The 3,128-nt window shown below is 33.9% G+C and carries 2 protein-coding genes; one reads left to right on the forward strand and one right to left on the reverse strand.

Going from position 1 to position 3,128, the window contains the following annotated elements; translation table 11 throughout:
- Positions 1-156: 156 nt before the first annotated feature.
- Positions 157-1,032 carry a winged helix-turn-helix domain-containing protein gene (locus tag ACP5SL_RS05820; protein WP_014557550.1) on the reverse strand — a complete coding sequence of 292 codons (876 nt, stop codon included), beginning with the start codon at positions 1,030-1,032 and terminating at the stop codon, positions 157-159.
- Positions 1,033-1,183: 151 nt separating this feature from the next.
- On the opposite strand from ACP5SL_RS05820, the gene ACP5SL_RS05825 reads away from it, so the two are divergent.
- The coding region (locus ACP5SL_RS05825; protein ID WP_428228333.1) for a DNA-directed DNA polymerase at positions 1,184-3,128 on the forward strand (1,945 nt) is incomplete at its 3' end.

Raw genomic sequence — 3,128 nt, forward strand, 5'->3', positions numbered from 1 at the left:
AGACATAGAAATGAAAAAATAAGTAGTTTTTATAAAGATGGACGCTCAGGAAACTTCACATTGTATCGAGAAAATGAATGGGTAAAGGTTTTTGAGCGTTGAGACCTCTGAAACCCTAGATGAAGCTGAAGCCCCAACCCTTTAGAACAGTGTAGCTCACTGTCCTTCTTTTAGCTTGTAATAAACCTTTCCACCAACTTCGAATTGTTCTATGATTCCGTCTTTTTTTAGTCTATTTATTCGCCGATAAAATGCAGATCTCGGAATATTGAGTTGGTTCAGAAGATCGCCGGGAGTTATCGGTCCTTTCTCTCTAATGATTTCAACGATTTTTCTATCCCTATCATCTAAATACTTTATTTTTTCTTCTAAGCTTTTTCCTTTTTTTGGACCTCTAAAGTATAAATATCCGATAAGCAACCCTATGGCAATTAAAATAATCCCAATTATATATAAAGCATAATTGCTAATGCCTTGGTGTAATCCTGCAGTTGAAGGTGTTGTGCTCGTAAAGCCTGTTGTGTTTGTAATGTTAGCTGACTGCAGGTATGAATATGATAGTGTTATATTGCCAGGCATATATACAAAATATAATCTTCCATCCGAAGTGACATTAAAATCGATTGGTAAGGGATTCGTTGAGAGCAAAATTGCGCCATATGGGAGAACAACGGTAGTATTAATGTCACTACTAAAGCTCACATTCCAAATAGTTCCATTAGGATAAGCTAATTGTGAAATATATTCTAAAAGCACATTGCCAGTAAAATTATTCGGTACTAGAACTATTGTGTTATTCTCCAAGTAATAATCAACGTTTGATGTGTTAATGTTGAGGACATATAGGCAATTTCCAATGCAATTTACAACAGAAACGTCATTTACTGGTATTACTTGTTTAATAGATGCAATTCCATAGCTATCAATACTGATCACAGCATTTGTATAACTGGGTTCTTGTGCTATTGAAATAAAAGTAATTGAATAAATGAAAATTATAATAAACGCTAAGACAATTATTTTCTTTCTCATAATAACCACTTGTCTATGTCACTAAGTTGAAATTGGACACTTATTTACTATGAAAAATATTTATACTTATCTAAACTAATATTTTATATAAAAATTAGGCGAAAAATAAATTCTTTTTCTTCTTTCGATTTCAGATGACGGGTGCTATATATTGTCTGAAGAAAAAACGATTATCGAGTTTCAACCATTAGATGTTAGCTATGAACAAGAAGGAAACAACATATTCATTGTAATTTGGGCTAAAAACAGAGCTGGAGAAACAATTACTTTATTGGATTGGAGATTTAAGCCATATTTTTACGCAATTCTCGAAGAAGAATCTAATATCGAGAAAGTAAAAAACGAAGTTTTAACTTTAGTTAGAAGAAAGGAGCCTAAAGCCTCTGTTGAATTAGTAGAAAAAAAGCTTTACGGAAAACCAGTAAAGGCTTTAAAAATCATAATGATGATACCTGAACAAGTCAGGGAAGTTAGAGACAGAGTAAAAAATGTTCCTATGGTAAAAGATGTCCTAGAAGCGGATATAAGGTTTTCAATGAGGTACATGATTGATAAGGATATAAAACCGTTTAGATGGTATAAAGTACCTGTAAGAGAGGTCTCTAAGAAAAAATATAGAAGTGCTAAGATTTACGAAGTCCTTGAAGATCCGATAGAGTTAGAAGCAGAGGCTTCTTTTCCATCTCTAAAAACTATGGTATTTGATATAGAAGTGTACAGCACAACAGGTTCCCCTAGGCCAGAAAAGGATCCAATAATAATAATCGGTCTTATGGATGGAGGTTTAAAGCAGTTTTATTCAGAAAATAAAGATGATAAAGAAACAATAAAAAAGTTTATCGAAGAAGTACAGAAAATAGATCCAGACATAATTTCAGGTTATAACATTAATGTTTTCGACTGGAATTACTTGCTACAAAGGGCAAAGTACAATGGATTGAATCTTGATGTCACAAGAGAAATAGGGAAATCACCTGCAACGAGCACAGCCGGTCATATCAGTGTAGCAGGAAGACTGAATGTCGATATCTTTGATTTTGCACAGGAGATTTCTGAAGTTAAGAGAAAAACACTTGAAGATATTTCTGAATATATGGGAGTAATGAAGAAAGATGAAAGGGTTCTTCTGGAATGGTATGATATCCCGAAGCTCTGGGACACAGGAAAAGAAGGCAGAGAAAAAGTCCTCAGATACAATAGAGATGACGTTATTTCGACTTATAGGCTTATGGAAAAATTTTTGCCTTTTGGAATTCAGCTTTCTGGACTTACAGGAATTCCGCTTGATCAGCTTATGGCTACCAGTGTTGGTTATAGATTAGAATATTACCTCATAAGAAAAGCATATAGATTTAATGAAATAGTGCCTAACAGAGAAGAAAGAGAAAGGGAAAGTTACAAAGGAGCAATAGTTCTGAAACCAAAATCAGGTGTTCATGAAAATATTGCGGTTTTAGATTTTGCGAGCATGTATCCTAATATAATGATTAAATATAATGTTGGACCGGATACTTTAGTAAAAGAATGCAAAAATGATGAATGTTACGTGGCTCCTGATGTTGGGCACAAATTTAGAAAGGAACCACCAGGATTTTTCAAAAGCGTCTTGAGCGATCTTTTAGCCGCTAGACAAAAAATAAGGCAACAGCTAAAAAAATTGAAACCAGGCGATCCAGAATATAACGTACTTGATGAAAGACAGAAAGCTATTAAAGTTTTAGCGAATGCCAGCTATGGATATATGGGGTGGCAAGGCGCAAGATGGTATTGCAAAGAATGCGCGGAAGCAATTACGGCTTGGGGAAGACAGAATATAACCTTTGCAATCGAAAAGGCAAAAAAGTTAGGTCTTGATGTTATATATGGAGATACAGATAGCCTTTTTGTCCAGTTTGATGAGAAAAAGATCAACGAGCTTTTAAACATAATAAACAGCGAATTAGGGCTTGAAATTAAAATTGATAAAATCTATAAGAAGCTTTTCTTCACTGAAGCAAAAAAAAGATACGTAGGAATTACAATAGATAATATAATAGATATTGTTGGTTTTGAAGCTATAAGAGGGGATTGGTCTGAAATTTCCAAAGATATACAAA

The organism is Fervidicoccus sp. (assembly GCF_049967375.1).
In the GTDB taxonomy this organism is placed as follows: domain Archaea; phylum Thermoproteota; class Thermoprotei_A; order Sulfolobales; family Fervidicoccaceae; genus Fervidicoccus; species Fervidicoccus fontis.

What these genes read in the sequence shown, in the direction of transcription:
- ACP5SL_RS05820 (WP_014557550.1), bottom strand. Translation starts at nt 1,032, where the DNA reads ATGAGAAAGAAAATAATTGTCTTAGCGTTTATTATAATTTTCATTTAT.